The organism is Bradyrhizobium sp. Mp19, from assembly GCF_029952935.1.
GTDB lineage: Bacteria > Pseudomonadota > Alphaproteobacteria > Rhizobiales > Xanthobacteraceae > Bradyrhizobium > Bradyrhizobium elkanii.
Map to the genome: position 1 here is coordinate 129710 of NZ_JASAUT010000009.1, position 24241 is coordinate 153950.

Here is a 24241-nt window from a genome sequence, read left to right on the forward strand (position 1 = left end):
GCATGTCCGCTATCGCGTGTGGAATGTCGATCACGTTCGGCGGCGGACTGAATTTGACGAAGTTCATCACGACGAATCCCTGATCACTGCGCTGACAGGCGTTCGGGTGAAGGTGCGGGCTGAGCGCGGGGCGCCCTGCGGCGAGGGCGGTTGACAGCGGAGAGCGCCCACTTTAATCACCTGACTAATTAATCAATTAATTAAAGCGCAAAACCCTAGGGAAAGAATCCGCCTGATGCCGGCCGGCCAGAGACATCCGAAGCTGCTTGCCCCGCGCGGTCGCGGCTTCACTTGGCTGGAAAACCAGGTGTTCCTGCATTCCGTGCGCAGCGCTCTCGAACAGGCTGAGAGTGACCAGACCGCACGCGTTGCCGCGCGCAGCGTCGGCGTGATCACCGCGGGCGGACCGAACGCCGGAGCGACCGGCCATCGCGTCAGACCGTCGATCCCGGAACAAGCTGTGCAGCACCGCTGCAATCGCCCACGCGGTGCACGCCGCGGGCCCCTGCCGCCAAATCCCGCACATCAGTTCGCGCGCGCGAGCGTTGCGCGCCCGGCCGTGATGTCGCGGATCGGCGTCGGCCGCTCGAAGCAGAGTGGGCTTCGTTCACCCGTATGGAAAATGAGGAGTGAGGCGTAAACGATGGGACGTCGATCTGAGGTACTGATGGCACAAGAGACCGCCGGCACGGACAACCGGCGCGTGATCCAGGTGGTGTCGCGCGCATTCGACATCGTGCGTTGCTTCGAAGGTCGAAGCATACGCCTGGGAAATCGCGAAATCGCCGATCGCTGCGGTCTTCCCCGATCGACGGTGTCGCGTCTCACCTTGACGCTTACCCAGATCGGCCAGCTGATCTATCTGCCGCAGGAGCAGAAATATGCTCTCGGTCCCCACGCCGCCCCGGCCGGCGCGCCGTTGTTTGCGCAGGGTTGCGATAAGCCTGTCTGCGCCGACGAGCAGCAACTCCGGCAGGTGCCGCGCTTCGGGTACTTCGAAGATCAGCGCAACTCAATTGCCGAGCCGCTTGCGGTGACGCCACACCGTTGACGCCTCGCGGAAACGGTTGGGATCATCGGCACGAGCGCAAACTAACGAAACATTCGAAGCAAAGGGAAACGCATGTCTGAAGCATACATCATTGACGCTGTTCGCACGCCGCGGGGCATCGGCAAGCCGGGCAAGGGGGCGCTGTCGCACCTGCATCCGCAGCATCTGGCCGCGACGGTGCTCGGCGCGCTCAAGGAGCGCAACAAGCTCGACACGTCGACCGTCGATGACATCATCTGGTCGACATCGACCCAGGAAGGCAAGCAGGGCGGCGATCTCGGACGCATGTCGGCGCTCGCGGCGGGCTACGATATCAACGCCAGCGGCACGACGCTGGATCGTTTCTGCGGCGGCGGCATCACGTCGGTGAACCTCGCGGCAGCGTCCGTGATGTCGGGGATGGAAGATTGCGTCATCGCCGGCGGCACCGAGATGATGAGCTATCAACAGACCCTCGCAGCCGAGCGCTCCAAGGCCGGGCAGCCGGCGCGGATGATGGGTTCGGGCAATCCGGCGCTCGACGAGATTCACCCGCAGTCGCACCAGGGCGTGTGCGGCGACGCCATCGCGACGCGCGAGGGGATCAGCCGCGAGGCTTGCGATGCCTTGGCGCTGACGAGCCAGCAGCGCGCCAAGCGGGCCATCGATCAAGGCCGCTTCGCGAAGTCGGTGATCCCCGTCCTTAACGACGACGGCAGCGTCGCCCTCAATCGCGAAGAATTCCCGCGCCCGGAGACCACGGCTGAAGGCCTTGCTTCGCTGAAGCCGAGCTTCGAGCAGCTTGCGGATTTCGATCTCGGCAACGGCACGACGTTCAAGAAGCAGATCCAGCGCCGCTACCCGGACCTGGAGTGGAAGGGCGTGCACCATGCCGGCAACAGCTCGGGCGTGGTGGACGGCGCCGCCGCGGTGCTGATCACCTCGAAGGCATATGCCGAGAAGCACGGCCTCAAGCCGCGCGGCCGCATCGTGGCCTATGCCAACCAGGGTGACGACCCGACCTTGATGCTCAACGCGCCGGTTCCGGCGGCCAAGAAGGTTCTCGCCAAGGCCGGCCTGACCAAGAACGACATCGACGTCTGGGAGATCAACGAGGCCTTCGCGGTCGTCGCCGAGAAATTCATCCGCGACCTCGAGCTGGACCGCGAGAAGGTCAACATCAATGGCGGCTCGATCGCGCTCGGCCACCCGATCGGCGCGACCGGATCGATCCTGATCGGCACGGCGCTCGACGAACTCGAGCGGAGCGGCGGACGTTATGGCCTAGTCACCATGTGTGCCGCCGGCGGCATGGCGCCGGCCATCATCATCGAACGCATCTGATCGCGAAAGGATATTGCCATGAAACTCGATTCATCGGTCGCCGCCGTCGTCACCGGCGGCGCTTCCGGCCTTGGTGCTGCCACCTCGCGCGCGCTCGCTGCGCAAGGCGTGAAAGTCGCGATCTTCGACTTCAACGAAGAGAAAGGTGAGGCCATCGCCAAGGAAATCGGCGGCGTGTTCTGCAAGGTCGACGTCACCTCGGACGAGCAGGTCGATGCGGGCTTCGCCAAGGCCCGCGCTGCGCATGGCCAGGAGCGCATCTTGGTGAACTGCGCCGGCACCGGCAACGCGGTGAAGACCGCGGGCCGCGACAAGAAGACCGGCGAGCCCACCCACTTCCCGATCGACGCCTTCAACCGCATCATCCAGATCAACCTCGTCGGCACCTTCCGCTGCATCGCCAAGTCGGCGCAGGGCATGCTGTCGCTGTCCCCGCTGGAGCACGGCGAGCGTGGCGCGGTCGTCAACACGGCCTCGGTCGCGGCCGAGGATGGCCAGATGGGGCAGGCGGCTTATTCGGCCTCGAAGGCCGGCGTGGTCGGCATGACCCTGCCGATCGCGCGCGACCTGATGGCCGAAGGCATCCGCGTCAACACCATCCTGCCGGGCATCTTCAACACCCCGCTGCTGCAGGGCGCCCCGGAGAACGTCAAGGCCGCGCTCAGCGCGTCGGTGCCGTTCCCGAAGCGTCTCGGCATGCCGGAGGAATATGCGCAGCTGGCGCTGACCATGATCACCAACGGCTACTTCAACGGTGAAGACGTCCGTCTCGACGGCGCCATCCGCATGGCTCCGCGTTAAGCGATCAGGAGACGAAAGCGATGTCCGAAGAAACTCCGGTCCTCACTGAAGTCCGCGGACCGATCCTGATCATCACCCTGAACCGGCCGGAAGCGAAGAATGCGGCCAACCTCGCCCTCTCCAAGGGCGTGGCCGCGGCGATCGACCGGCTCGACGCCGACGACTCCCTGAGCGTCGGCATCATCACCGGCGCCGGCGGCACATTCTGCTCGGGCATGGACCTCAAGGGGTTCTTGAAAGGCGAGCGGCCGTCGATCCCCGGCCGCGGCTTCGCCGGCCTGACCGAGGCGCCGCCGAAGAAGCCGCTGATCGCGGCTGTCGACGGCTACGCGCTCGCCGGCGGGATGGAGATCGCGCTGTCGTGCGACATGATCGTCGCCAACCGCAACGCCAAGTTCGGGATCCCCGAGGTGAAGCGCGGGCTGGCCGCCGCGGCCGGCGGTCTGATCCGCATGCCGCGCCAGATGCCGTTCCGTGTGGCGATGGAGTTCGCATTGACGGGCGAGTTCTTCGGCGCGGAGCGTGCCTACCAGCTCGGCATCATCAACCGTTTGACCGATGGACCGGCGCTCGACGCGGCGCTCGAGCTCGCGGCAGCGATTGGTGCCAACGGCCCGCTCGCCGTAAAGGCATCCAAGCAGGTGATCGTCGAATCCCGGCTCTGGCCGGAAGATGAGATGTGGAAAAGGCAGCAGGAGATCGTCGGTCCTGTCTTCGTATCCGAGGATGCCCGCGAGGGCGCGGCTGCCTTTGCGGAAAAACGCCCGCCGAACTGGAAGGGCAAGTAGGGCATCGCCTGTTTCGGTGACGGAGCGTCGGTTTTGATTGCAGCAGAACCGGCGCTCCAATTTTTTGTACCGGTACCTCAGCGTATGCCGGCGGTTTCCATGACAGCGCTATTAGGTGATTGATGCGTAGCTTTACCGAAGACCAGGTCATCTTCCGCGGCTCCTACCGCAAGTTTCTCGCCAGCGAGATTGCGCCCCATATGGAGGAATGGCGGGAGGCCGGCATCGTCGACCGCAGCGCGTTCAAGAAGGCCGGCGACCTCGGCTTCCTGATGATCTGGCCCGAGGAAAAATATGGCGGAATGGGCGACGAGGACTTCCGCTACGAGCAGATCATCATTGAGGAGACTGCGCGATCCGGCTGCAAGGGCTGGTACAACACGCTGCACAGCCGCTTGGTCGGTCCTTATTTCAAGCGTTTCGGCACCGAGGAGCAGCGCGACCGATTCCTGCCGAAATGCGTCAGCGGCGAGACGATCCTGGCGATCGCGATGACCGAGCCGGGCGCGGGCTCGGATCTTGCTGGCATGCGGACGACGGCGGAAGACAAGGGCGATCATTTCCTGCTCAATGGCTCGAAGACCTATATTTCCAACGGCATCAATTGCGACGTGGTGATCGTCGCGGCCAAGCTCGCGGGCGCCGAGAAGAAGCATGCCATGGTGCTCCTGATCGTCGAGCGCGGCATGGAAGGTTTTGAGCGCGGCCGCAATCTCAAGAAGATGGGCATGCCGGCGCAGGACACAGCCGAACTGTTTTTCAACAATGTGAAGGTGCCCAAGGCCAACGTGCTGGGAGAACCCGGCAGGGGCTTCTACTATCTGATGGAAGGCCTTGCCGAGGAGCGGTTGATCTCCGCGGTCGGATCGATCGCCAACGGCCGCAAGGCGTTCGACATCACGCGCGCTTACGTGATGGACCGCAAATTGTTCGGCCGGCCGCTCGCCGAACAGCAGAACACCCAGTTCCGCATGGCGGAGGTGGATGCCGAAATCGATCTCGTGCAGGTCTATGTCGATCACTGCGTGACCGAGCACAATGCCGGACGCCTGACCAGCAACATGGGCGCCAAGGCCAAGATGATGTCGTCGGAGGTCGAGTGGAAGATGCTCGATCTTGGCGTCCAGCTGCACGGCGGCGCGGGATACATGGACGAATATCCGATCAGCCGCATGTTCACCGATGCGCGCGTCAATCGAATCCTGGCTGGAAGCTCCGAAGTGATGCGGCTGATCATCGGCCGCGATGTCTTCTCGGAGCACTACAAGAGCATTCTGGACTAGCCGTTCACCACGACCGGCTAGCTGCGTCCGCCCGCGTCAGCCGCGGGCCTGCCGCAGCGGTTCGCGCGCATGCTCCTTCGAGCGCAGCAATGCATCGACGAAGATCGGCTCCCAGGAGCGGATGTGAGTGCGGAGCAGGGTGGTCAGCGCCTCGGTCTCGCCGGCGAGCGCGAGCTCGATCAACCGGTAGTGCTCAGGCACTGACGCTTGCTGCCGCTCGTGGCCGGCGCGGGAGCTGATGCCGTAGAGCCGCATCTTGTCGCGCAGGCCCATCACCGTGTCGGTCAGCAGGTCGTTGCCGGCGGCCGCGATGAACTCGCGATGATAGTTGCGGTCGGCTTCCAGATAGAGCTGGACGTCGTCGGTCTCGACGGCCTTGGCGATCTGGTCGGCCCAGCCGCGCACGACTGCCAGATCCTTTGGCGGATTGGCGGCGACCAGCACGGCGGCGTGGAGCTCGAGTACCTCGCGCATGTCGAACAGGTTGCGCAACTCGGTCAGAGTCGGCTCGACCACCTTGAAGCCGCGGTTGCGCATTGGCTCGACCAGACCGCCGCGGCTGAGCTCGAGCAGCGCTTCGCGTACCGGCGTCGAGGAGACGCCGAGGCTCGCCGCGAGACTCGGCACCGAATACATCGTGCCCGGAAGGCTCTGCCCGGAAATGATCTCGGCCCGCACCCGCTGCAGCACTTGTTCTCGCAAATTCTGGTCCATCGGTGGTCGTGGCCGCCTTCTCGCTGGGAACTCCGATTCGTCGCTGATTATTACTTAGCCTTGACGCGGCCGGTAGCGTATGACGTAAATGTGTAACGCATTACAAAAATGCGTCACATGGATTGACTGGGATAGGTGAGACGGCGGTGAAACAGCGGCTGCCCGGCTATTGCACGCTTTGTCGCTCGCGCTGCGGTGCCGTCACCGTGGTCGAGGATGGGCGCCTTGTCGGGGTAGAGGTATTAAATAACCACCCGACCGGCGGCGCGCTTTGCGCCAAGGGCAGGGCGGCGCCCGAAATCGTCGCCAGCCCGCGCCGGCTGACCGTCCCGCTCAAGCGAACCCAGCCGCGTGGCGCCGCCGATCCGGGCTGGGTCGAGGTGTCGTGGGACGAGGCGTTGACCGAGATCGCCGCCCGGCTCGGTGCGATCCGCGCGGAGAGCGGCGCCGAGGCGGTGGCGTTCGGCGTCACCACGCCGAGCGGCACGCCGATGGTCGACAGTTTCGAGTGGGTCGAGCGCTTCATCCGCGGCTTCGGCAGCCCGAACCTGATCTATGCGGTCGAGATCTGCGGTTGGCACAAGGACTATGCGCACGCGCTGACCTTCGGCCGCGGCATCGGCTTTCCCGACTACGACAATGCCGATGTGATTATCCTGTGGGGCCACAATCCGGCGCGAACCTGGCTCGCCCAGGCAACGCGGATCGCCGATGCGCGGCGTCGCGGCGCCAAGGTCGTGGTGGTCGATCCCAAGCCGAACGGCTCGGGGCAGCAGGCCGATCTGTGGCTGCGCATTCGCCCGGGTGCCGATGGCGCGCTCGCAATGGGGGCGATCCGTCACCTCATCGCGGCCGGCAGCTTCGATGCGGATTTCGTCAACGCATGGACCAATGGATCGCTGCTGGTCGATCGTGCGACCGGACGCTTCCTGCGCGCCGACGCATTGTGGCCGGATGGCGCGCCGGAGGCTTTCGTTCGTCTCGATGCGTCGGGCGCGCCCGTGCCTTGCGACACGCGTTACGCGCCGGAGAGCTGTGGCCAGCTGCGTGGCGCGCCGCAGGTCCGGGCACGCGACGGCCGGATGATAGCGGCGGCAACTGCGTTCGAACTGCTCGTCGAGCGAGCCGCGCCTTACACGCCGGAACGCGTCGCGGAGCTGACCTGGCTTCCTGTCGAGGACGTCGACGCATTCAACACGCTGCTCGCTCGCCGGCCGCGGCTCGCCTATCATTCCTGGACCGGCGTCGGCCAGCACACCAACGCGACCGCGATCGAGCGCACGATTGCGACGTTGTATGCGCTGACCGGCGCTTGCGATCGGCCCGGCGGCAATCGCTGGTCGGTGCCGCCGCCGACCCGTGCCCTCAACGACTACAATATCCTGTCGCCGGAGCAGCAGGCAAAGGCGCTGGGCATTGCCGAATTGCCGCTCGGCCCGCCGGCCAAGGGCTGGATCACGGCGCGCGATTTCAGCAGGGCCGTGCTCGACGGCGAGCCCTACCGGGTGCGCGCGCTGGTCGCCTTCGGCACCAACTTCGTCGTCTCGCAGGGCCATTCCGAGCGCAACCGCGCCGCGCTGAACGCGCTGGAGTTCCAGGTCCATATCGACATGTTCATGAACCCGACTGCGGAGAGCGCCGATTTCGTGCTGCCCGCCAGCACGCCGTGGGAGCGCGATGCGCTCAAGATTGGATTCGAGATCACGCAGGAAGCCGTCGAGACCGTGCAGTTTCGCCCGCGCATGGTCGAGCCGGTCGGCGCAGTGAAGGCCGATTACGAGATCGCCGCCGCGCTCGCGCTCAGGCTCGGGATGGGCGATTTGTTCTTCGGCGGCGACATCACGGCCGGCTGGAACTATCAGCTCGCGCCGCTCGGCATCGGTGTCGAGGATCTGCGCGCGCACCCCGAAGGCCGCCGCTTCCCGCAGATCTTCCGCGACGAAAAATACGCCGTGGCGCGCGAGGACCGAACGGTTGCCGGATTCGCGACGCCGACGCGCCGCGTCGAGCTTTATTCCGAGCTGATGCTGGGACACGGCTATGATCCCTTGCCCGACCACGTCGAGCCGGTCGGCAGCCCGCTCACGGCAGCGCCGGACGCACGCTTTCCGCTCGTGCTTTCCACTGCCAAGAGCGGCTGGTTCGTTCACTCCTCTTATCGGCACGTCGCCTCGCTGCGGCGCAAGTCGCCCGATCCGGCCGTCGAGATCAGTCCGCAGCTCGCCGAGCGGCGCGGCCTTGCCGAAGGCGACTGGGCCGTGGTGGAGACGCATGGCGGTGCCGTGCGCCTGAAGGTGCGCCTCAATGCGGCGCTCGACGATCGGGTCGTCGTCGCCGAATTCGGCTGGTGGGAAGACTGTCCGCCGCTCGGCCGCGAGCGTTCCGCGACGGCAGGCATCCACACCCGCAACATCAACGCCGTGCTACATGACGATGCGCGCGATCCGGTCAGCGGGTCCGTCCCGCTGCGCGCGATCGTCTGCGATATCAGGCGCGACGGAATTGCCAGTCGTGGCCTGTGGAGCGGTCAGCGGCGGTTCAAGGTTGGCGCGCGTCGCGCCGAGGCAGATAATGTCATCGCGCTCAACCTGCTGCCGCTTGACGGTGGTCCGCTGCCCGACTTCCTGCCGGGCCAGCACGTGATGGTCTCGCTGCCCGGCGCAACGGAGGCGCGGGCCTACTCGTTGACCGGATCGGGTGATCTGCTGGATGTGCTCTCGATCGCGGTGAAGGGGCGCTTCTTCAACGAGGCGCCGAGTGGCGATGCGCCGTTCTTCATGCCGGATCGTCTGCACCGTCTTGCCGTCGGAGACGAGGTTGTGCTGGAGCCGCCGGGCGGCATCTTCACGCCGCCATTGAAGGGGCCGCGGCCGCTGATTTTCCTCGCCGCCGGCATCGGCATCACGCCGTTCATCAGCCATCTCGAAACGCTGCAACGGATTGCACCACAAGATCGCGTTGGCGAAATCCTGCTGCTACATGGCTGCCGCAGCAGCCGGGAGCATCCCTTTGCCGAGCGGCTTGCGGAGCTGGAAGCCGGCACCCCAGGGCTGAAGCGTGTGACGTTTTATTCCGCGCCGTTCGCGCAGGACCCGATCGACTCGCATTCGTTGCGCAAGGGGAGGGTTGATCTCGGACAGGTCAAGCCGCTGTTGGCGCGCCGGCCGCTGGTCTACATCTGCGGCTCACCGGAATTCGTTGCGGCGCAGATCGAGGCCGTGACGGCGCTCGGCGTGCCGCGCTTCGACATTTTCGCCGAAAGCTTCGTGTCGCCGCCGTCGGTGCCGAGCAACCTTGCGCCGCGCACCATACGGCTTGCGGGCAGCAAGCAGAGCTTTTCCTGGGGGCCGGAGCAGGGGACGCTGCTTGATGCGGCGAGTGCGGCGGGCGTCGCGCTGCCGAGCGGCTGCCGTGTCGGGCAATGCGAAAGCTGTGCGGTTCAGGTCGTCGATGGGGAGTTTACCCATCTCGGCCCTGTCGATGGCAGCGAGGGACGGTGCCTCGCCTGCCAGGCCGTGCCGCTGACCGATCTCACGCTCGCGCTTTGATCACCAAACACGATTGAAGGCTGTAACCGCATTACCGGAAGAGGATCAGATTGATGACGAATGCAACGCACGATCAAGCCGTGAGCTTGCGAAAACCGGTCGCGGCCAACATCATCGCGCGATTTTCGCAAGCCCTGGTGGCGTTTGCGGAGCGCTGGTTTCCGGATGCCTACGTCTTCGTCCTGATCGCGGTGATTGCGGTCGCAATCGGCGCGATCCTGCATGGCGGTTCGCCGCTCGCCGTCAGCCGCGCGTTTGGTGACGGGTTCTGGAACCTGATTCCCTTCACGATGCAGATGGCGCTGGTCGCGATCGGCGGCTATGTCGTGGCGATGTCGCCGCCGGTGGCGGCCGTGCTGGCGCGGCTCGCCAGCGTGCCGAAGACCGGGCGCGGCGCCGTGGTTTTTGTCGGCGTGCTCAGCATCTTTCTGTCGCTGCTGAACTGGGGCCTGAGCCTGATCTTCTCGGGTCTTCTGGTGCGGGAGATCGCACGGCGCACCGACATCAGGCTCGACTACCGGGCGGCCGGCGCCGCCGGCTATCTCGGGCTCGGCTGCGGCTTCACGCTCGGCATCACGTCATCAGCTGCGCAGCTGCAGGCGAATGCCGGCAGCATTCCGGCATCGCTCCTGCCGATCACCGGCGTGATCGGTTTCTCGGAAACCATCCTGACCTGGCAGAACATGGTCACCGTCGTGATGGTGACCGTGGTCTCCGCTGCGATTTGCTATTTCACGACGCCTGCGCCCGAACAGGCGAAGACGGCGGAAGACCTCGGCGTTGCGCTTGGCGATGATCGCATCGAGGCCAGGAAGCCGGCGCGTCCGGGCGACTGGCTGGAGTTCAGCCCGCTGCTGACGATCCTGATCGCCGTGCTTGCCGCCGGCTGGTTGTGGCAGACATTCCAGTCGGGCAATCCGTTGATCACGTTGTCCGGCCTCAACACCTATAACTTCGTCTTCCTCATCCTCGGCATCGTGCTGCACTGGCGTCCGCGCAGCCTCATCGAGTCGTTCTCGAAGGCGATGCCGAGTGTCTCCGGCGTACTGTTGCAGTTTCCGTTCTACGCCGGCATTGCGCAGATCCTGACCAAGGTCCCGAACAGCAGCGGTACGACGCTGTCGGACACGATCGCACACTGGTTCGTCGGCGCCTCCAGCAATTCCACCGTGTTCTCGTTCCTGGTCGGAATCTATTCGGCGCTGCTCGGCTTCTTCGTGCCGTCGGCCGGCGGAAAGTGGATCATCGAGGCGCCCTACATCATGAAGGCGGCCAACGACATCGGCGCGCATCTCGGCTGGACGGTGATGGTCTACAACATCGCCGAGACGCTGCCGAACTTCATCAACCCGTTCTGGATGCTGCCGCTGCTCGGCATCCTCGGCCTGAAGTCGAAGGATCTGATCGGCTACACGTCGGTGCAGTTCTTCATCCACTTTCCGATCGTGATGCTGCTGGCGGCGGTCCTGATGGCGACCTTCACCTATCATCCGCCGATCCTGCCCTGAGCGATCATGGCCGGGCACCCGGTGCCCGGCCAATTCAGGCTCGACGACCGTCACTACCAAAACTGTGCTGTTTTTCCGCCCGCCGCGAACGAGCCATCGCGCCGGGCATTCATCTTTGGACAGCCATTTCATTGACCGCCGCGCGGTTTGGCCGGATATTGATGCGCGATATCCGTGTTGTCCAAGGTCACCGCAATGAGACATGACCACTGCAGCTTGATGTGCGACATGCGAAGCCGCATGCAGCATCGCTGCGTCTCGGCGGCGACCGGCGTCTGTTGTTGTTGATCGCTTCGACAAATCCAAGGCATCCGACAATCTGACAGGAGCGCCGTCATTCGGCGATCGAACACGCATGTCCCAAACCCAAATGTCCCAAGCCTATGTCATCGAAGTATCGGATCGCACCGCCGGCATCGTCGTCGGCGACAACCGCGGCTTCTGCTTCTTCTCCTCTGACCGCGCCTTTGACGGCCTCGACGGCGGCTATTTCGGCTCCGCGCGCGCCGCGGAGCGTGCGGTGAGGGCGCACTTGCAGCAGCGCCACGAGGTCCGGGGCCGTGCGACGCGCGGTTGAGGCCGGTTCTCAGGAGGCCGCGGCGAGTGGCGGCGAGACTACCTGCGGAGCCTCGGGCGCCTGCGTGGCAGTCGTTGCCAGCTGGAAGCGGATGCCGTGCAACGAGCAGGTCAGCGGGATGCCGCGGAAATCGTCATGGAAGGCGCGAATCCGACGCGCTAGCTCGCCGGCGCTGATGCCGGCAGGAAGCTCGCACATCTCGCGGTACATCCGCCGCGTGCTCTTGATTCCGCACCAGGCGATCTCCAATTCCGCCAGCGGCATGGGATCGCAGGCGAGATCGCGCGACATCCGCCAGAACAGATGGGCAAGCCGCACATAGGCGATCTGTTCGAGGCCGCGCACGCTGATCTTGTCGGGAATGATGAAGGACTCGACCCCGACGATCGGGCCGGAGTCGACGCGCGCGGCCATCACATGGGCCGTCGCGCCGAAGGTGCGGGCACCGTCATAGAGCGCGAAATGCGCCGGCGCCCAGCCGGGATATTGCGGCGGGCCGGGATGGAAATTGTAGGCGCCGTGGCCGAGCGCCGCCAGAATGTGCTCCGGCACGATGACGCTGGTGGTGAAGGCCAGCAGCCGGGCCTCGCGCAAGACCTCCGGCTCGATCGCGGCGAACTCGTCGGCCGTTACCGCGCAGCGGAACGACAGCGCTGGATTGTGCGCCTTCAACAGTTCGGTGAGCGCGAACTGCTGGTTGGCGGCACCGGTAAGAAGGATGATTGTCTTCATGATGTCGATGTCCTTCCCTTGCTCTGTCTTCCCGGCGTTCATCAACCGCGCTGCCCGGCCATCACGACGACGCTGCCGGCATCGCGGGACTGGCCCACGGTGCGGAACAGGTCGGCCGGCAGCGTCTGCCACGGCGCGATCTCGATAATGCGGTTGTTCGCGCTTTTCGCGGCCGATTTCGCCGCGCGGATATCGTCCTGCCAGGGGCAGAGTGCGAGCTCGAGCCGGCCGAACCCGCCGCAATCGGCCGCGAACGCGCCGGTGACCGCCTCGATGCTGGCAGCCATTTCGTGCGCGTCGCTGGTCGCGATATCGCGCATGATCACGGTGATCGCATCATTCGAGGCCGCCCGCGACCGGATCACGATCATGGCGTCACGGCCGCCGCTGCGGCTGGCGCGCCGCGCGGTCCGCATTGCGACGCCGAATTCGGCGTCCGGTCCAAGATCGCTGCTGTCGGTAGGCAGGTTGTGGACGATTGTGGTGTGGCGGGGCGTGCCGGCGTCTTCGGCCGGAGCGTGGTATGAGCGCGGCAGCCAGACGGTGTCGAGCGCCATCTGCGAGGATGTCAGGCTCCAGGCCTGGTCGAGCAAATAGCCTTCCCAGACCGCGGGATAGGCGCTCGCGATGTAATGCCAGTTGCGCAGCACGGCTTCGGCGGCGGACGAACGGCCGAGATAGAGGGTGCGCGCCGACATTTCCCACCGGTTCCATTTGTGGAGCGCGATGTCGCAATCAAGGTATGACGGCAGCAATGGCGGCTCGCTGAGGACTGCGTCGGCCTCGATGAAGAGCAGCGGTTCGCGGTGCTGTTCCCACATCCGCAGCATGAAGCCGGATTTCTCGGCTGCGCGCATGCGCTCGCCGTCTGCGGTGTCGATCGGTGCGATATCGCAGGCGATCCGGAATTCGGCCAGCTTGTCGCGGAGGGCGCGGGCACGATCGTCGCCGCAAGCGCGGGGATAGCAGGAGACCACGCGCAGCGATGCATCGGGTCGGGAGCCCTCCTCGGGAGCGATCGGGCGCCAATTGAGGCCGCCCCACCACATCTCGTGCGGGCCATCAGGGCTCGGCCCGATCGTTCCGAAGTCGGTCAGCTTGCTCTTCAGGAAGTCGAAGGCGGGATTCTCGCCGAAGGGGACGACGACCGCGCAGTCGGCGCGAAGCGACCGGTAAAGCATCTCGGCGGCGGGGCCGCTCGGCGGCTCGACGAGGATGATGACGCCATGGTCCCTCGCCGGCACCGAGCCGGCCTGATGGACGACCGCGGGTCCGAGCCGCTCCGACAGCCATGCGAGCCGCCGGCGCTGCGCCGCGCTCATCCGGATGCCGTTCGCCGCCAGCAATTGGTCGAAGTTCGTCTGCAAGCCGTCCGCTTGCGCCGTGTCAGCCGAAATCATGCCCGCACTACCCCTCGTTAACCTTCTACGTGCGGGGCGGCCGGATCAGGCGGACAAATCAGCTGTCGTTGTTCGTTGCGAGCGTGTCGTTGGCGCTGCGCCAGGTCAGTGTGGCCGAGGGGGCACCGATGCCGTCGCGGTCCGCGACCGCAAGGATGCGGTCGTGGTCGAGGGCGGTCAGCGCGACCGTGTAGATGGCGACGTCGTCTTCGAAGCCGTCGACCGGCATCAGCAGCATGCCGTCGTCACTGGTAGCAAGGAAGTGACGGCCGCGCCGTTCGAGGCCGGCATCGATGAGCCGTCCCGCGGCGATCGCTGTCACGTTCGAACTGTCGGCGGCTTTCGCGGCGCTCTCACCGTATTGGACCGTGATGCCGTGGAGCATCCCGTCGCGGGTGAGCTTGGCCAGCGGCAGCGCGATGGTCGCGATTGCCATCCGGCGCGACAGCGGTATCCGCAGGCGGAGGTCGCCGAGCCCGGTATGATAGACGCTGACCGCCTCCAGCGAGGCCTGGCCGTTCCGATCGAACAGACCGACCTGCAGCGTCCCGCACGGTGCTTCGCCGAACACATTCGCGGGCAGGCGATTGGCGCCGAACAGCGTGTAGAGATAGGCGTGCGACGGCGACAGGGTGGCAAAGCTGCCCGCCAGCCACATCGGGGGCGCCGGAGCCGTGCAGGCGGTCATGAGGCCGCCGGCGATGATGCAATCATTGATGAAGTCGGCATCGAGCAATGGCGCCAGCGCCTGGGTGCCGAGATTGACGTCATGCTTGATGCCGCCGAGCAACGCGAGCTCATCGTCGTCCGGCAGCAGCAGGAGGCGTCCCAGCACGGCGGCGGCCCAGCGCGCCGCGACCGCGGGGTCGGCATCGGGCTGCAATCCGTAGCGTGGTGCCAGCTCGCGGGCGCGCGAAACATAGGCCAGCGTTCCGGATTGCACCTCGGTCGCCAGCGCCAGCTGGGCGGCCGGGCGCTGCTCACCCTCGCGCAACACGTCACCGTCGCGATAATCCCGCGCCGATCCTTCCCTGGAACAGCACAGCTGCTCCAGCAATGCGACGTTGCGGATCAGCATGCGCTTGACGTGCGGCGTGACCATGCGATCCGAGATCAGGCCCTCCGCGGTGTCGTCATCGGCGATGTCGTCGAAGGCATCGTCAAGCGTCAGCAGATAGGCGCCGTGCAGGCGGATGCGGATGCCCTCGCGATCGAAGATGCGCCGCAGCGATTTCTGCACGCTTGCGGAATAGCCGAGGTCGACCAGGATCAGATCGGTGCAGCCGTCGAAATCCCCGATCTTCGCGCGAAGGTAGGTAAGCAGACGGGTCCGGACGCCGGCAGCGATATCGGTGATTTCGCGCGGGTCCATCAGATCGGGCAGGGCGTCGGCGAGTTCGCGGCCGCTCGCAATGCCGTCGGGATACTGCGCGAAGAACTTCATCACGGCGGGCGGCTGCACCTTGACGATGTCGACAAAGGTCGCCGCGTCGATCTTGACGACCCGGTTCAGCAGCTCACAGAGCGGTTCGAGCGTGTCAGCAGACCCGACCAGGCTGACGCGACGATTGATCTCGATATAGGCGCCGGTCTCGCCGTGGTTTGCCTGCCAGACCCGATACGGCAGCAGACCGTCGCGACCGAGGAATCCGACCGCAACGCGCGCGCCGTCGCGAGCAAGCGCAGTGCGCCGGGCGGCAATGAATGCATCGAACGCCGCCATCACGGGGCCGAGAACGGTCACGCCGAGGTCGAAAGCGGGAGCATGCTCCGCGCCCTTCGCCGTCACAGCGCGCCGAAGCGTGCGGGCGCCGCAATCGAGCCGCGACGGCTGATCGGGACACAGCAATTCGAAGATCGATGTCTCGCGTTGAAATTTGGAGGCCAATGCCGCGCCGGCCTGCGGGTAGTAGCGCGGACGGATGCCGTGACGGCGCGCGCCGTTGATATCGGCGGCGTGGTTGTCACCGACATGGAACGAGCTTGCCGCTTCGATGCCTTGCTCGGCAAGATAGGTCTTAAACAGCGCCTCACTCTTGCTACTGCCGTGATCGCAGGACGCATAGAGGAAATCCCAGCTCAGCCCGGGACTGCAGGAATGCAGCAGCTGCGCGAGCTGGTCGGTGCTCCAGTAGGTGTCGGAAATGAAGCCGACGCGAAAGCCGCCGCGCTTCATGTCCAGATATTGCTCGAGCATTTCGGGATTGACGCGGCACAGTTCGAGTTCGGTCCCGAACTCGATCTGTGCGAGATCGTGCAGCGCATCGCGGCTCAGGCCGAACAGCCTGAACGGAAAGTATTTGTAGATGTCGGCGATGCGCACTTCAGTTGAGCCGCACCGCTCCTGCGATACCTTGCGCGCTCGCGCCTCCGCCTGGATTCGATGCTGAACGAAACTGGCAGACATGTTCGGAAATTTTTCAGCAATGCATGAACGCTGAAAAACCCTTTCAAATACGCCATCCGGTGTCGTGCAGGCGCGCAACAGAAATGTATCGAAAACATCGAATGAACATGCAGAAACATTCTGCGCTCGACGCGTCGCGTCGACCGTCATGATCGTCATGCGCAAAATTCCCGCCAGTCCTCATGCGTTGAACGAGCGCATGAGACAAATCAGGCGCGACAGTTCAAAAAAGTTGATGCGGGATTCGAAAACGCACGCTTCGCGACTGACAGATTCAAAAAATCCGATAACGTCGAAACAGTGATTCGGAAAAAATTGCCTAGTCGCAATCGTCGAATGCAAGTTGGCGACCAACGGCGATGAATCACTCGCATGCTCCGCGCATGCATGCATGCATGCATGCATGCGTTCGCGTGGCGTTAGTTGGTGTGACAACAGCGTTTTCCGACGCGACGATCTCTTCCGCGGAAGTGCGAGGCGATGCTGAACGACTGCTCGAAACTCCGTCGAATTTTTCCCTGCGCCTCTGCGCAGCGGCAGCTTTTGCCGGGCGGTCGGCAAAAATATCCAGCTAAGCACTTGAAAAATAACGAAAAAAGTTCGCCTGATTTGCGAGGCGCCTCCGTTCAACGCTCAGAAGCCGCATGGAATGTGTGCCAGCGGCGTTGGTTGGAGAGCGGCGGATGAGTTACGCGCTTGATATGAGGGCACCGGCCGAAGCGGAGGCCACGCCGGCCGCGGTAGCGTCGGCCGAAGCGGCTGCTCCGTGGAGCAACGTCCCCACCGTTGCCGATGCGGGCCCACTCGACACCGTCGAGATCCACGACGAAGACAAGGAATTGCTCGACCGCCTTGCTGCCGGCGACGAAACGGCGTTTCGTGCTCTGGTCGAACGTCATATCGATCGCGCCTACGCGATCGCGCTGCGCATCGTCGGCAACGCCGCCGACGCCGAAGACGTCGTGCAGGACACGATGCTGAAGGTGTGGACGCATCGCGGCCGTTGGCAGCATGGCCGCGCCAAGTTTTCGACCTGGCTCTATCGCGTCGTCAGCAACCGCTGCATCGATCTGCGCCGCAAGCCGCGCACCGAGAATGTCGATGTCGTGCCCGAGGTCGCCGACACTCAGCTTGATGCCTCCGCCGTCATCGAGCGCAACGAGATCGGCAATCTGCTGGAGGTCGCGATGCAGCGGCTGCCCGAGCAGCAGCGCGTCGCGGTGATCCTGTCCTATCATGAGAACATGAGCAACGGCGAGATCGCCGAGGTCATGGACACGACTGTGGCCGCGGTGGAGTCGCTGTTGAAGCGAGGACGGCAGCAGCTGCGCGAGATGCTGAAACGGCACGAGCGCGACCTGCGCGGCGCGTTTACCGACTGCTAACCATAAATTCCGGCTTCTGAAGATTTTGCGCCTGACCACCGGCGGCCGACCCGTTTGATCGGGCGGACGGGGGCTGGATCCGCGTCACCTCTCTATTTCACGATGCGGCATGCCATGCCCCATCAGCACAGGAGCTACTCATGCCGGCAATCTCCACCAACACCGCCGCGAACTCCGCGGTCCGTTACCTCAACATCAACTCGCAGCAGGAAACCAGCGCGCTGTCGAAGCTGTCGAGCGGCTCGCGCATCACCTCCGCCTCCGACGACGCGGCCGGCCTTGCGATCTCGACCCGCATCTCCTCCGACATCACGACGCTGCAGCAGGCCGCCACCAACGCGGCGCAGGCGACCTCGATCCTGCAGACGGCCGACGGCGGCGCCTCCAACATCTCGGACATCCTGGCCCGCATGAAGTCACTGGCTTCCGAGTCCGCCTCGGGCACCGTGGCGGATTCCAGCCGCGCCTACATCAATTCGGAATTCACACAGCTCAAGGGCGAAATCGACTCGATCGCCAGTGGCACCCGCTACAGCAGCCAGAGCTTGCTCGACGGTTCGAGCGTGTTCTCCTCCGGCGTCTCTGTGCTGGTCGGTTCGACCTCGGCCGACACCATCACGATCACGCTGACGAGCCTCACGGCCTCGTCGCTGTCCGTGACGTCGCTCGACGTCTCCAGCCTGTCGAGCGCCACCAGCGCGATGACGGCTCTCGACACCGCGATCGACAAGGTTTCGTCCGCACGTGCCGAGATCGGTGCTCAGGAATCCCGCTTCAACTTCAGCGCCGACTCGATCTCGACCCAGACCCAGAACCTGCAATCGGCCAACTCGGCGATCAAGGACGTCGATATCGCCTCCGAGCAGGCGACGCTGTCCTCGGCCGAGGTGAAGACCCAGGCCGCGGTTTCGGCGGAAACCGCGGCGAACCAGATGCCGCAGTACCTGCTGAAGCTGCTCGGCTAATTCGAAAGACCGGTCGGGCCGGCATGATGCCGGCCCGATTCCTATCGCGGCGGAAGTGTCGACATGACGGTTAGCAGCGCCACCTCGAGCACATCGGGCACCACGTCGACCAGTTCTGCCAGTACGGTGACAACGACCGGCACGACCAATTCGACCAGCATCGATTGGGATGCCCTGATCGAGGCCGAGGTCAATGCCAAGCTCACAGCGGCGACCTCGATCACCACGACGATCACCGCGAACCAGGCCAAGATCACCGCCTACCAATCCCTCCAGACCGAGCTGTCCACGCTGGCCACGGGTCTGTCGTCGCTCAGCACCTCGATCATCAATTCGATTGCCACCAACGCGTTCGCCACGCGGGCGGCGACGATCTCGTCCACCGGTGACGTCAGCGCCTCGTCGGCGCTCAACATGAGCGTCAACAGCGGCTCGGCGACCGGCGATCACACGCTCCAGATCACCCAGCTCGCGACCGCGCAGAAGGTGATCGGTGCCTCACAGTCGAGCAGCTCGACGGCGCTGGGCCTGTCCGGCACTTTTTCGCTCGGCCTGTCCGGCGGCACCAGCACGGCGATCTCGATCACCAGCGGCATGTCGATGCAGGATGTCGTCGACACCATCAACGCCCAGACCTCGACCACCAACGTCCAGGCCTCGATCGTCCAGGTGTCGAGCGGGTCCTATGAGATGGTGCTGACGGGGACACAGGACGCCGCCGACATCACCTATTCGTCGACGTCGGGCGACGACATCCTGAACAAGCTCGGCGTCACCGACACGTCCGGAGCGTTCACCGACGTGCTGCAGAAGTCGCAGTCCGCGGAGTTCACCCTCGACGGCATCGCGCTCACGCGGAACACCAACGACATTTCCGACGTCCTGTCCGGCGTCACGTTCGACCTGCTGCAGCCGACGCCGAGCGGCACCAGCCTGAACATCAGCATCGAGACCGACACCAGCCAGATCACGTCCGCGCTGCAGACCTTCGTCACCAACTACAACGCATTTCGCGACCAGGTGATCGCGCAGTCGGCGCAGAACTCCGACGGCACGGCCGCATCAAGCGCGGTGCTGTTCGGCGACAGCACGATGCGCGATATCATGACGCGGCTGCAGCAGGTGCTCAGCGGGACGGTCGGCGGCATGACGATGGCCGATCTCGGCCTGTCCTTCAACGAGAACAACGAGCTCCAGTTCGATACCGGCACGCTGTCGACGGTGCTGACGCAAAATCTCGCCGGCGTCACCCAATTGCTGTCGGCGCAGACCAACACTTCCTCCAGCCAGCTCAGTGTGGTCAATACCGGCACATCGCCGCAATCCTTCACGCTCGACCTCACGGTGGACTCCACCGGTATGCTGACCGGAGCCTCGGTCGGCGGCGACAGCTCCGGCTTTTCGGTGGTCGGTAACACCATCATCGGCAATTCGGGCACGATCTACGCTGGCATGGCCTTCACCTATACGGGCTCGACCTCGCAGTCGATCACGGTGACATCGTCGTCCGGCCTCGCGACGCAACTCTACCAGCTCGCGCACACCAGTTCCGGCACCAGCGGTCAGCTGCAGACGCTGATCACCAACTTGCAGTCGCGCGATACCGACCTGCAGTCCCAGGTCAGCGACATTCAGAGCAATGCTGCGACGTTCAAGGCCCAGCTGCAGGTTCAATACGCCAATTACCAGGCGGCCATCGAAAGCGCGAACAACACGCTGGGCTACCTGAAAGCACTCCTAGACGCATCATCGAGTAACTAATGACCCAGAACGCGACCGCCTACCAAGCCAACAATGCCTATCGATCCGCCGCGGTGGCGGTGCCGCCGTTGAAGGCGGTCGTGATGCTGTGCGACGGCGCGATCACGCTGTTGCAGAAGGCGCTGGACGCGCACGAGGCGAAACGATTCGAGGAAGGGCACATCTATCTGACGCGGGCGACCGCGATCCTGCGCGGGCTGAGCCACAATCTCGACTTCACCCGCGGCGGCGCGATGGCCGATCGTCTCTACCGCACCTATAACGCCCTGATCATGGCGTGCCTGCGCTCCTATGGCCGGCCGCAGGCCAGGGACAATTTCCGGCGCATCATCGCAAGCCTGGTGGAATTGCGCGACGCCTGGAAGTTCGTCGAGGCGACCGCCGGCAAGGCCGCCAAGGCCAGGGCACTCGACAGGACGCTCGAATCAGCCGCCGGCCGCTGAGCCCGGAGAGAGCCGCGAATCACCCGGCGAGGGCGTTTAGCCGGCGCAGCAGGGGCTTGGGCGGCGCCCTGGTTGAGGAAAATAGCCGCCCGGCGAGCACCATGCTGGACCTGACGCGACAGCGGCGGAAATTGATTTCCGCCATCCCGCGAATGCTTTATGACAGCCTTGGCGACGAGGCTGGATCTGCGCGCGCGATGGATGTTGCGACATTCGAAGACCTGATCGACCGGCTGGGGGAGGATCTGTCCCGCTGGCCCGACGATCAACGTCTTGCCGCCGTCCAGCTCCTTGCATCCTCGGCTGAGGCGCGGACACTCTACGAGGAGGCGGGAGCGGTACGCCGCGCGCTCGCGGCGCCGCCGGTTCGCGCACCCAAGGGCCTTGCCGACCGCATCGTGACCGCGGCGGCGAAATTGCCCCAGAAGCCTATTTCGGGGCCGGTCCCGGCTGACGATCAGCCGAACGATGCACAACCACCGGGCCGATCCGCACCGCAAGGCAAGGTGCTGCCGGCGCTGCTGCTGGCCCTCTGCCTGTTGCCCGCATTGACGCCGCCGGCGTTGATGCTCGGCGAGCCGGATCTGCCGATCAGCCTCTCGCTCTAAGACGTTCCGCATTGCCATTGCAGCTGTCCGCGTGCTTTCGCGGCGAGATGCTTGCGCACGCCTGCGAGCCACGAATCCGCAACGGACACGGCAAATTCTGCCGCTTCATCAGGTGATTCCGGGTGGATGAATTCGCGCCTGAAATCGGCGCGTCATCCGTTTTATCTGCGAACGACATCACGACCCCAATGTTCCACCGCGTTCCGTCGCGCATTCCGCGGCGAAGAGAGCCTTGTCATGACCGTCTCCTCGGCAACCTCTGCTGCAACCTCCACCACGTCGAGCTCGTCGTCGAGCGCGTCGATGGGGATGAGCTCGACCGATTTCCTCAACCTTCTCGTCAGCGAGCTGCAAAACCAGGATCCGCTGAACGCCACCAGCACGACCGACTTCATCAACCAGCTCACCTCCTACGCCAACTTCACCGAGCAGCAGTCGACCAACGCCAGCATGACGTCGCTGGCGAGCTCGTTCTCGAGTCTCGTGACGCTCAACTCGGTCAACTATATCGGCCACACCGTCGAGGCGAAGACGAACACGGCCGAGCTGACCAACGGGTCGGCTACCTTCGGTTACACGCTCACCTCGGCCGCGTCCAACGTCGCGATTACGATCCAGGACTCCTCGGGCAATACGGTGTGGAGCGGCAAGGGGACCGGAAACGCCGGCTCCAACAGCTTCACCTGGAACGGCCAGACCTCCGACGGCACCCAGCTCAAGGACGGCGGCCAGTACACGATTCAGGTCACTGCGACCGACTCCGCCGGAAACTCGCTACTCAGCTACACCACGATGACGGGAACGGTGACCGGCATCGATGCCTCCGGCTCGACGCCCTCGCTGCTCGTGAACGGTGTGCCCGTCAGCGCCGCCAACATCATCGGCGTCACGTCCTGATTGCTACCGGAGTAATATCATGAGTCTCACTGGTGCTCTTTCCTCGGCGATCTCGGCGCTCAATGCGCAGAGCCAGTCGCTGGCAATGATTTCCGACAACATTTCCAACGCCGATACCACGGGCTACAAGACCACGTCGGCGATGTTCCAGGATCTGGTGACCGCGTCGAACAGCGCCACCTCATATACGTCCGGCGGCGTCACGGTGTCCGGCCGCGCCAACATCACCCAGCAGGGCTTGCTGTCCGCGACCACCAACGCCACCGACGTCGCGATCCAGGGCAGCGGCTTCTTCGTCACCACCAACGCGACGTCCGGCGGCACCACCTCTTATACACGCAACGGCGCGTTCACCACCGACAATCTGGGCTACCTCGTCAACAACGGCAACTACCTCGAGGGCTGGCGCACCGACGCTGACGGCAACATCATCGGCAATGCCTCCGCCGCGAGCCTCGGGCCAATCAACACGCAGGTTGCCTCCACCAGCGGCAGCGCCACCACCAAGACCACGGTCGCGGCGAACCTGCCGGCCGATGCCGCCGTCGGTGCGACCTTCAATAGCTCGATGACGGTCTACGATTCGCTTGGCACGGCAAGCACGATCCAGATCGACTGGAAAAAGACCGCCGACAACAGCTGGCAGGCCAGTTTCGAAACGCCAAAGCTCGCGTCGGACTCCACGACAGACAGTGCCAACGCGATCACCGATACGGTAGATATCACCTTCAACAGCGACGGCTCGCTCGCCTCGACCAGCCCGAGCCCTCCCGTCATCTCGGTGACGGGTTGGAAGGATGGGGCGGCCGACAGTTCTGCCGCGAACGGCACGGCCATCACGCTCAATCTCGGTACGGCCGGCAAGACCGACGGCCTGACGCAGTATTCATCGGGTGAGACCACGCCAGCGGTCGATCTCACCAGCATCACGTCGGACGGTCTGCCCTATGGCAAGCTGAGCAGCATTTCGATCGGCAAGGGCGGCGTGGTCGACGCGACCTACTCCAACGGGCAGACGATCGCGATCTACAAGATTGCGGTCGCGACCTTCAGCGACCCCAACGGATTGAGCGCGGCCAGCGACGGCATGTACTCCGCGACGGCCGCCTCCGGCAACGCCACGCTGCAGACCTCGGGCACCAATGGTGCCGGCACGATCTACGGCAGCGAACTGGAGTCGAGCACCACCGACACCAGCGGCCAGTTCTCCAACATGATCTCGGCGCAGCAGGCCTATTCGGCGGCGTCGCAGGTGATCACCACCGTCGACAAGATGTTCGATACGCTGATCTCGGCGGTGTCGCGATGATGACCGAAAAGAAAAATGACCGCTTGCTGGTCAGGCTTCAGCGGCTGAAGGCGAGGGCCGCTTCGGTCCGGCCGGACGATCGGGCGCAGCTCCGTGCGTTGCTCGACGATGTCGGAACGTTGCGGGATCAGTTGATGCGCGAATGCGCGCGGCTCGACCAGGAACTCAACCGGGCCGCGGTCCGGGTAACGGCAATCACCGCGTACGGGCGCAGCGCACAATCGGTTCGCGCCCTGCGTCGCGGACACTAGCTTGAACGGGAGCGATGACATGACACCGGAACGCAACATCAAGATCAATCCCGCGGGCAATGACGAGCGCGCAAGGTCGTTGATCGCGCTGATCGACAATCTGATCGCGATCGTGAACGAGGAGAATGTCGAGCTCGCCAAGGGCTTGCCGGCCTCGCGGTTGAAGGAGGTCGACGAGAAGCACCGCCTTGCCACCCTGTTCGAGCAGTGTGTGGCGGAGGCGGTCGGCAAGACGGCAAATCTCCACGTTCAGGATCGCGTGCTGCGCGAGCAGCTGATGGACCGGATCCTGAAGCTGCGCATGGCGATGGACGAGAACGTGATGCGGCTGCGCGCGGCGATCGATGCCAGCAATCGCAGGATCGAGGCCATCATGCAGGCGATCCGCGAGCAGATCGCCAACGTATCGCCTTATGGCGCCGGCGGCCGTCGCGTCACGCCGGCGATGTCCTACGGCACCAATGTGCGGGCCTGATCGGGCCGACGCCGG

Annotated in this window: 21 protein-coding genes and 2 pseudogenes; 18 read left to right on the forward strand and 5 right to left on the reverse strand. The window is 64.6% G+C overall.

The features are described 5' to 3' along the window. Positions 1–235 precede the first annotated feature (235 nt). The 6 genes and pseudogenes from QJT82_RS14235 (at position 236) to QJT82_RS14260 (ending at position 5246) form a co-directional block, all read left to right on the forward strand. Positions 236–640, forward strand: a complete 405-nt coding sequence (locus tag QJT82_RS14235; RefSeq protein WP_028340060.1) for a hypothetical protein — start codon at positions 236–238, stop codon at positions 638–640. Positions 641–643: 3 nt separating this feature from the next. After that, positions 644–895: pseudogene (locus tag QJT82_RS14240) on the forward strand (helix-turn-helix domain-containing protein); the annotation flags it as partial. 228 nt (positions 896–1123) lie between these two features. Beyond that, positions 1124–2374, forward strand: a complete 1251-nt coding sequence (locus QJT82_RS14245) for an acetyl-CoA C-acetyltransferase (protein ID WP_028340062.1) — start codon at positions 1124–1126, stop codon at positions 2372–2374. A gap of 18 nt (positions 2375–2392) precedes the next feature. Beyond that, entirely contained in the window at positions 2393–3175 is a 783-nt protein-coding gene (locus tag QJT82_RS14250) for an SDR family NAD(P)-dependent oxidoreductase (protein ID WP_028340063.1), read from the forward strand. 20 nt (positions 3176–3195) lie between these two features. Then, complete coding sequence (locus QJT82_RS14255) at positions 3196–3963, forward strand: crotonase/enoyl-CoA hydratase family protein (protein WP_028340064.1); 768 nt, start codon at positions 3196–3198, stop codon at positions 3961–3963. Positions 3964–4085: 122 nt separating this feature from the next. Then, on the forward strand, positions 4086–5246 hold the full coding sequence (locus QJT82_RS14260) for an acyl-CoA dehydrogenase family protein (protein ID WP_028340065.1): 1161 nt from the start codon (positions 4086–4088) through the stop codon (positions 5244–5246). 36 nt (positions 5247–5282) lie between these two features. On the opposite strand, the gene QJT82_RS14265 is transcribed toward QJT82_RS14260, so the two are convergent. Further along, positions 5283–5960 carry a GntR family transcriptional regulator gene (locus QJT82_RS14265; protein WP_028340066.1) on the reverse strand — a complete coding sequence of 226 codons (678 nt, stop codon included), beginning with the start codon at positions 5958–5960 and terminating at the stop codon, positions 5283–5285. A gap of 146 nt (positions 5961–6106) precedes the next feature. Here QJT82_RS14265 and QJT82_RS14270 point away from each other — a divergent pair, with 146 nt between their 5' ends. Then, on the forward strand, positions 6107–9508 hold the full coding sequence (locus QJT82_RS14270) for a molybdopterin-dependent oxidoreductase (protein ID WP_080686705.1): 3402 nt from the start codon (positions 6107–6109) through the stop codon (positions 9506–9508). A gap of 53 nt (positions 9509–9561) precedes the next feature. Further along, positions 9562–11016 (forward strand): TIGR00366 family protein, encoded by a 1455-nt coding sequence (locus QJT82_RS14275; RefSeq protein ID WP_051447812.1) that lies wholly within the window; start codon positions 9562–9564, stop codon positions 11014–11016. Between the two features lie 128 nt (positions 11017–11144). Here the strand turns inward: QJT82_RS14275 and QJT82_RS14280 are convergent, their stop codons facing one another. After that, a complete protein-coding gene (locus QJT82_RS14280; RefSeq protein WP_155258427.1) occupies positions 11145–11354 on the reverse strand; it encodes a hypothetical protein in 210 nt (69 codons plus the stop codon). A 17-nt stretch (positions 11355–11371) separates the two neighbouring features. Here QJT82_RS14280 and QJT82_RS14285 point away from each other — a divergent pair, with 17 nt between their 5' ends. Continuing rightward, entirely contained in the window at positions 11372–11593 is a 222-nt protein-coding gene (locus QJT82_RS14285; RefSeq protein ID WP_028340069.1) for a hypothetical protein, read from the forward strand. 9 nt (positions 11594–11602) lie between these two features. Here QJT82_RS14285 and QJT82_RS14290 read toward each other — a convergent pair whose 3' ends face one another. The 3 genes from QJT82_RS14290 to QJT82_RS14300 are packed head-to-tail and all read right to left on the reverse strand — an operon-like array spanning position 11603 to position 16132. Then, positions 11603–12328 (reverse strand): formyltransferase family protein, encoded by a 726-nt coding sequence (locus tag QJT82_RS14290; protein ID WP_035631327.1) that lies wholly within the window; start codon positions 12326–12328, stop codon positions 11603–11605. Positions 12329–12366: 38 nt separating this feature from the next. Further along, positions 12367–13725 carry a hypothetical protein gene (locus QJT82_RS14295; RefSeq protein ID WP_051447804.1) on the reverse strand — a complete coding sequence of 453 codons (1359 nt, stop codon included), beginning with the start codon at positions 13723–13725 and terminating at the stop codon, positions 12367–12369. Positions 13726–13783: 58 nt separating this feature from the next. After that, entirely contained in the window at positions 13784–16132 is a 2349-nt protein-coding gene (locus tag QJT82_RS14300) for a hypothetical protein (RefSeq protein WP_338132172.1), read from the reverse strand. A gap of 683 nt (positions 16133–16815) precedes the next feature. Here QJT82_RS14300 and QJT82_RS14305 point away from each other — a divergent pair. The 9 genes and pseudogenes from QJT82_RS14305 to QJT82_RS14345 all read left to right on the forward strand — a co-directional run bounded on the left by QJT82_RS14305 (position 16816) and on the right by QJT82_RS14345 (position 24226). Further along, on the forward strand, positions 16816–17517 hold the full coding sequence (locus QJT82_RS14305) for an RNA polymerase sigma factor (RefSeq protein WP_028340073.1): 702 nt from the start codon (positions 16816–16818) through the stop codon (positions 17515–17517). 140 nt (positions 17518–17657) lie between these two features. Next, the gene (locus tag QJT82_RS14310) at positions 17658–18482 is read left to right on the forward strand and encodes a flagellin (protein ID WP_028336954.1); all 825 of its coding nucleotides are present in this window, start codon (positions 17658–17660) and stop codon (positions 18480–18482) included. A gap of 63 nt (positions 18483–18545) precedes the next feature. Then, on the forward strand, positions 18546–20243 hold the full coding sequence (gene fliD, locus QJT82_RS14315; RefSeq protein WP_028340074.1) for a flagellar filament capping protein FliD: 1698 nt from the start codon (positions 18546–18548) through the stop codon (positions 20241–20243). After that, positions 20243–20686 (forward strand): flagellar export chaperone FliS, encoded by a 444-nt coding sequence (locus QJT82_RS14320; RefSeq protein WP_028340075.1) that lies wholly within the window; start codon positions 20243–20245, stop codon positions 20684–20686. The genes fliD and QJT82_RS14320 overlap by 1 nt, the downstream gene beginning before the upstream one ends. 197 nt (positions 20687–20883) lie before the next feature. Further along, a pseudogene (locus QJT82_RS14325) lies at positions 20884–21105 on the forward strand (hypothetical protein); the annotation flags it as partial. Positions 21106–21531: 426 nt separating this feature from the next. Then, a complete protein-coding gene (locus QJT82_RS14330) occupies positions 21532–22191 on the forward strand; it encodes a FlgD immunoglobulin-like domain containing protein (protein WP_028340076.1) in 660 nt (219 codons plus the stop codon). Positions 22192–22210: 19 nt separating this feature from the next. After that, complete coding sequence (gene flgE, locus QJT82_RS14335) at positions 22211–23500, forward strand: flagellar hook protein FlgE (RefSeq protein WP_028340077.1); 1290 nt, start codon at positions 22211–22213, stop codon at positions 23498–23500. Continuing rightward, entirely contained in the window at positions 23497–23751 is a 255-nt protein-coding gene (locus QJT82_RS14340; RefSeq protein ID WP_028340078.1) for a hypothetical protein, read from the forward strand. The genes flgE and QJT82_RS14340 overlap by 4 nt, the downstream gene beginning before the upstream one ends. 19 nt (positions 23752–23770) lie before the next feature. Beyond that, on the forward strand, positions 23771–24226 hold the full coding sequence (locus QJT82_RS14345) for a hypothetical protein (protein WP_028340079.1): 456 nt from the start codon (positions 23771–23773) through the stop codon (positions 24224–24226). The last annotated feature ends 15 nt before the right edge of the window (positions 24227–24241 follow it).

Excerpts from the sequence above, each read along its gene's own strand:
- QJT82_RS14235 (WP_028340060.1), top strand. The coding sequence starts at position 236 with ATGCCGGCCGGCCAGAGACATCCGAAGCTGCTTGCCCCGCGCGGTCGC.
- QJT82_RS14245 (WP_028340062.1), top strand. The coding sequence starts at position 1,124 with ATGTCTGAAGCATACATCATTGACGCTGTTCGCACGCCGCGGGGCATC.
- QJT82_RS14250 (WP_028340063.1), top strand. The coding sequence starts at position 2,393 with ATGAAACTCGATTCATCGGTCGCCGCCGTCGTCACCGGCGGCGCTTCC.
- QJT82_RS14255 (WP_028340064.1), top strand. The coding sequence starts at position 3,196 with ATGTCCGAAGAAACTCCGGTCCTCACTGAAGTCCGCGGACCGATCCTG.
- QJT82_RS14260 (WP_028340065.1), top strand. The coding sequence starts at position 4,086 with ATGCGTAGCTTTACCGAAGACCAGGTCATCTTCCGCGGCTCCTACCGC.
- QJT82_RS14265 (WP_028340066.1), bottom strand. The coding sequence starts at position 5,960 with ATGGACCAGAATTTGCGAGAACAAGTGCTGCAGCGGGTGCGGGCCGAG.
- QJT82_RS14275 (WP_051447812.1), top strand. The coding sequence starts at position 9,562 with ATGACGAATGCAACGCACGATCAAGCCGTGAGCTTGCGAAAACCGGTC.
- QJT82_RS14280 (WP_155258427.1), bottom strand. The coding sequence starts at position 11,354 with ATGACGGCGCTCCTGTCAGATTGTCGGATGCCTTGGATTTGTCGAAGC.
- QJT82_RS14285 (WP_028340069.1), top strand. The coding sequence starts at position 11,372 with ATGTCCCAAACCCAAATGTCCCAAGCCTATGTCATCGAAGTATCGGAT.
- QJT82_RS14295 (WP_051447804.1), bottom strand. The coding sequence starts at position 13,725 with ATGATTTCGGCTGACACGGCGCAAGCGGACGGCTTGCAGACGAACTTC.
- QJT82_RS14300 (WP_338132172.1), bottom strand. The coding sequence starts at position 16,132 with ATGTCTGCCAGTTTCGTTCAGCATCGAATCCAGGCGGAGGCGCGAGCG.
- QJT82_RS14305 (WP_028340073.1), top strand. The coding sequence starts at position 16,816 with ATGAGTTACGCGCTTGATATGAGGGCACCGGCCGAAGCGGAGGCCACG.
- QJT82_RS14310 (WP_028336954.1), top strand. The coding sequence starts at position 17,658 with ATGCCGGCAATCTCCACCAACACCGCCGCGAACTCCGCGGTCCGTTAC.
- fliD (WP_028340074.1), top strand. The coding sequence starts at position 18,546 with ATGACGGTTAGCAGCGCCACCTCGAGCACATCGGGCACCACGTCGACC.
- QJT82_RS14320 (WP_028340075.1), top strand. The coding sequence starts at position 20,243 with ATGACCCAGAACGCGACCGCCTACCAAGCCAACAATGCCTATCGATCC.
- QJT82_RS14330 (WP_028340076.1), top strand. The coding sequence starts at position 21,532 with ATGACCGTCTCCTCGGCAACCTCTGCTGCAACCTCCACCACGTCGAGC.
- flgE (WP_028340077.1), top strand. The coding sequence starts at position 22,211 with ATGAGTCTCACTGGTGCTCTTTCCTCGGCGATCTCGGCGCTCAATGCG.
- QJT82_RS14340 (WP_028340078.1), top strand. The coding sequence starts at position 23,497 with ATGATGACCGAAAAGAAAAATGACCGCTTGCTGGTCAGGCTTCAGCGG.
- QJT82_RS14345 (WP_028340079.1), top strand. The coding sequence starts at position 23,771 with ATGACACCGGAACGCAACATCAAGATCAATCCCGCGGGCAATGACGAG.